The sequence below is a fragment of the Streptomyces sp. NPDC097129 genome (assembly GCF_055668065.1).
In genome coordinates, this window is record NZ_JBVOQE010000035.1 from 1 (window position 1) to 3797 (window position 3797).

The following is a 3797-nucleotide window of genomic DNA, read 5'->3' on the forward strand; positions in this document are numbered from 1 at the left end:
CCCGGCTTCCTGCCCGGCGTCGACCAGGAACACGACGGCATCATCCGCCGCGGCGCCAAACTCATCTACGCCTACGCCGAGGCCACCGTCCCCCTGATCACCGTCATCACCCGCAAGGCCTTCGGCGGCGCCTACGACGTCATGGGCTCCAAACACCTCGGCGCCGACCTCAACCTCGCCTGGCCCACCGCCCAGATCGCCGTCATGGGCGCCCAGGGCGCCGTCAACATCCTCCACCGCCGCACCCTCGCCGACGCCGTGAGCAACGGCGACGACCTCGACGCCACCCGCGCCCGCCTCATCCAGGAATACGAGGACGCCCTCCTCAACCCCTACATCGCCGCCGAACGCGGCTACATCGACGCCGTGATCAAACCCTCCGACACCCGCCGCCACATCGTCCGCGGCCTGCGTCAACTGCGCACCAAGCGGGAATCCCTGCCCCCGAAGAAGCACGGCAACATCCCCCTCTAGGCCCGCTGGGAGCCGTCATGAACATCAAGGTCGTACGGGGAAACCCGACCCCGGAGGAGCTGGCCGCCGCACTGGCGGTGGTCCGCGCCCGCGCCGCGGCGGCGGCCGCCATGCCGCCCGGCGCGCCCGCACCGCGTGACTCCTGGGCCGACCCGGCCCGCATCGCCGGCCGGCGGGTGCCCCAGCCCGGCCCGGCGTCGTGGTCGCGCACCTACTGGCCGGCCTGACCCTTCGTCCTCAGAGCACGTCCGCGACGGCTTCGGCCATCACCGCGTATCCCGCGTCGTTCGGGTGCAGGTGGTCGCCGAAGTCGTACGACGGGTGCAGCCGGTCCCCGTCGCGGGGGTCGGCCAGGGCGCGGTGGAGGTCGACGACCGTGTCGTACTCCCCCGAGGTGCGGATCCATTCGCCCAGCTCGTGGCTCGTCTTGGCCGCGCGTTCGCCCCAGTGGTCGGAGCCGGCGAAGGGCAGCAGGGTCGCGCCGATCACCCGCCGCAGCCCGCCCTCGCGTGCCCGGTGGATCAACCGGCGGTGGCCTTCGATCAGTTCGGCGGCCGTGACGACCGGCGCCGGCTTGTAGGTGGGCTGCTCGCCGGTCTCGCTGAAGCCGATGTCGTTCAGGCCGAGCAGGACGACGAGTGTGTCCACTCCCGGGTGGTCGAGGACGTCCCGGGTCAGGCGGTGGGCGGCCCTCTCGCCGTACCAGGCGGAGTCGTTGAGCAGCAGGTTGCCGCCGATGCCCGCGTTCAGGACGGGCCGTCCGGTGCGCGCGGCGAGCGCGTCCGGCCAGCGGCGGTCGGCGCCGGGTGTGGAGCCGAAACCGTCGGTGATCGAGTCGCCGAGCAGGGCGATGCCGTCGGTGCGGCCGGCGTCGGTCTCGACGGCGGACAGCACGTACCAGGACTCGGTGGCCTCGGGGAACGCGGTGCCGTCGGCCGCCGTGAGCAGGTCGCCCGGGCCCCGGTAGCTGGGCGTGAAGGCCTGCGCGTGGAAGGTCGCCGGGCCGGTCGCCGCGTCGAAATGAAGGGTGACGGTGAGCGGCTCGCCCGCGGCGAGGGCCAGCTCGGCCGGATCGCTGACCACCTGGCCGCGCGCCGGGATCTCGACGGCCGGCGCCCCGCCGAAGGTGAGCCGGCGCAGCGAACCCGGCTCGACCGACGCCCCGTGCGCCGCGCGGGCCACGGACGCGCCCGCGATCCGCAGCGGGGAGGTGCCGTAGGTGTGCGAGAGCCGGACACGGACCCGGCCGCCGCCCGCGGTGAGGCGGACGACCTGGCGCAGCGACTGGCGCCAGAAGCCCTCGCGCGACCAGTTCGGAGTGAAGCCCTCGGTGGGCGGCTGGGGTGACGCGGTCCAGGCAGCGGTGAACATGACCCCTCCAAATGGAACTGCAATCCCTTTTACAAACGGGACTGTAGCACCGTTAAGCGAAGATGAGTATGCGTACTCAGGCGACCCGCGAGGACGTCGCCGGACGATGGAAGGCATGCTGTGGTCCGACCCCGAGAACGAGCCGCCGGAAGAACTGCGGGAGATGCAGGAGAAGCTGCGGCGGCTGGGCGTTCTCATGGCGCTGGCCATGGTGCTCGCGATGATCGTGATCGGGGTGAGGTGAGGCGCCGCACCGGTGGGGCATCTCGGCGGCGCGCACCCGCGAGACGGGCGCGGCTACGCTGATCGCATGACAGATCAGCCGCGCCGCCGACTCGTGCTCGCCTCCCAGTCACCCGCCCGGCTCGGGCTGCTCCGGCAGGCCGGACTCGCTCCCGAGGTGATCGTCAGCGGCGTCGACGAGGACGCCGTGACCGCCCCGACCCCCGCCGAGCTGGCCCTCGCCCTCGCCGAGGCCAAGGCGTCCGTGGTCGCGGCCCGGCCCGAGGTGCGGGGCGCGCTGGTGATCGGCTGCGACTCGGTGCTGGAGCTGGACGGCCAGGCCCTGGGCAAGCCCGCGGACGCCGGGGAGGCCACGGCCCGCTGGAAGGCGATGCGCGGCCGGGCCGGAACTCTCCAGACGGGCCACTGCGTCTGGGACACGCGGGCCGAGCGGTACGTCTCCGCGACCGCCTCCACCGTCGTCCGCTTCGGTGAGCCGACGGACGAGGAGATCGCCGCGTACGTCGCCTCCGGCGAGCCCCTCTACGTCGCCGGCGCCTTCACCCTGGACGGGCGTTCCGCGCCGTTCATCGACGGCATCGAGGGCGACCACGGCAACGTCATCGGCATCAGCCTGCCCCTGGTGCGCCGCCTGCTGGCGGAACTGGGCGTCGGCATCACGGAGTTGTGGGCGCCGCAGGAGGCGTGACCGGCGCGTCGCCGCTGTCGCCGGCCCCCTCGGCGGGGGCCGGCTCGGCGTCGTAGGTGACGAGGAGCAGCACGATCAGGCCGAGCACGACCATCATGAACGCGAACGCGCCGAAGCCCACCAGCCCCCACACGAACGCGCCGAGCAGCCCGTGCACCACGGCCGCGCTGACCAGTACGACCCGGCCGAGCCCGGCGGGGGCCCGGTTGCGTACGGCGACGAGCAGGGCGACCAGCCCGCACAGCAGGAAGTAGAGCCCGAAGACGACGCCGCCGATCTTCGAGGACGTCGCCATGACGTCCGGGTCCAGACCGGCCAGCGACATGTGCTGCCTGTCGACGACATGGGCGAGGAACCAGTTGAACCCCGCCACCCCGAAAGCCTCGACGAAGAGCACGAGTGCCACCACCCATGCCACCGGTCTGCGCACCACGGTCGCCCACCCACCTTCGAGCGCGGCTCGACCCGGCCACGCCACTGTTACCCCGAGTATGTGCGATACATCGCGAACGCTACTAACCGGTAAACCCAGGGACAAGGGTCCTGCGCATGCCAACGAATCATTGGGCCATTCGTAGGGACTCCACAAAGAATCGGAGTGTGGCGCAGCACGCTCTCACAGAGACCTTGACCACATCGGAGGGCTAGGGTTTCCCGGAGGAGTCCTGCGTATAGCGGTGGGACAAGGGATTTTGCGGGTCGAGCGAGCCTCGAATCACGCTCCGTGTGGGCAAGCTCACCATTGGGGACGGGTCGAAGTGCCGTGTCGGCAGTCCCTAAACTCGGCTTGTTTCAAGGAGGGAGCCTCAATCGTGCGCAAGGTGCTCATCGCCAACCGTGGCGAAATCGCTGTCCGCGTGGCCCGGGCCTGCCGGGACGCGGGGATCGCGAGCGTGGCCGTCTACGCGGACCCGGACCGGGACGCCCTGCACGTCCGCGCCGCGGACGAGGCGTTCGCCCTGGGCGGTGACACCCCGGCGACCAGCTACCTCGACATCGACAAGGTCCTCAAGGCCGCCAA

Annotated in this window: 7 protein-coding genes; 5 read left to right on the forward strand and 2 right to left on the reverse strand. The window is 71.6% G+C overall.

Going from position 1 to position 3797, the window contains the following annotated elements:
* Both AC0B9F_RS37810 and AC0B9F_RS37815 read left to right on the forward strand, forming a co-directional pair.
* Nucleotides 1-474, forward strand: a 474-nt coding sequence (locus tag AC0B9F_RS37810; RefSeq protein WP_472010316.1) for a carboxyl transferase domain-containing protein, incomplete at its 5' end; no start/stop codon positions are given.
* Between the two features lie 17 nt (nt 475-491).
* Nucleotides 492-701, forward strand: a complete 210-nt coding sequence (locus AC0B9F_RS37815; protein WP_472010318.1) for an acyl-CoA carboxylase epsilon subunit — start codon at nt 492-494, stop codon at nt 699-701.
* 10 nt (nt 702-711) lie between these two features.
* On the opposite strand, the gene AC0B9F_RS37820 is transcribed toward AC0B9F_RS37815, so the two are convergent.
* Nucleotides 712-1845, reverse strand: a complete 1134-nt coding sequence (locus AC0B9F_RS37820) for an SGNH/GDSL hydrolase family protein (RefSeq protein ID WP_472010320.1) — start codon at nt 1843-1845, stop codon at nt 712-714.
* Nucleotides 1846-1960: 115 nt separating this feature from the next.
* Between AC0B9F_RS37820 and mmpB the strand changes: the two genes are divergently transcribed.
* Both mmpB and AC0B9F_RS37830 read left to right on the forward strand, forming a co-directional pair.
* Nucleotides 1961-2089, forward strand: a complete 129-nt coding sequence (mmpB, locus tag AC0B9F_RS37825; protein ID WP_361639406.1) for a morphogenic membrane protein MmpB — start codon at nt 1961-1963, stop codon at nt 2087-2089.
* Between the two features lie 66 nt (nt 2090-2155).
* Nucleotides 2156-2776, forward strand: coding sequence for a Maf family protein (locus AC0B9F_RS37830; RefSeq protein ID WP_472010322.1), 621 nt, complete (start codon nt 2156-2158; stop codon nt 2774-2776).
* Here AC0B9F_RS37830 and AC0B9F_RS37835 read toward each other — a convergent pair.
* Complete coding sequence (locus tag AC0B9F_RS37835; protein WP_472010324.1) at nt 2745-3209, reverse strand: hypothetical protein; 465 nt, start codon at nt 3207-3209, stop codon at nt 2745-2747. The genes AC0B9F_RS37830 and AC0B9F_RS37835 overlap by 32 nt on opposite strands.
* A 379-nt stretch (nt 3210-3588) precedes the next feature.
* On the opposite strand from AC0B9F_RS37835, the gene AC0B9F_RS37840 reads away from it, so the two are divergent.
* Nucleotides 3589-3797: biotin carboxylase N-terminal domain-containing protein (locus AC0B9F_RS37840; protein WP_472010326.1), on the forward strand; the 209-nt coding region annotated here is incomplete at its 3' end.

Bases quoted from the DNA above. Each gene is read 5' to 3' on its own strand.
- AC0B9F_RS37820 (WP_472010320.1), bottom strand. From the start codon at position 1,845: ATGTTCACCGCTGCCTGGACCGCGTCACCCCAGCCGCCCACCGAGGGC.
- mmpB (WP_361639406.1), top strand. From the start codon at position 1,961: ATGCTGTGGTCCGACCCCGAGAACGAGCCGCCGGAAGAACTGCGGGAG.
- AC0B9F_RS37830 (WP_472010322.1), top strand. From the start codon at position 2,156: ATGACAGATCAGCCGCGCCGCCGACTCGTGCTCGCCTCCCAGTCACCC.
- AC0B9F_RS37815 (WP_472010318.1), top strand. From the start codon at position 492: ATGAACATCAAGGTCGTACGGGGAAACCCGACCCCGGAGGAGCTGGCC.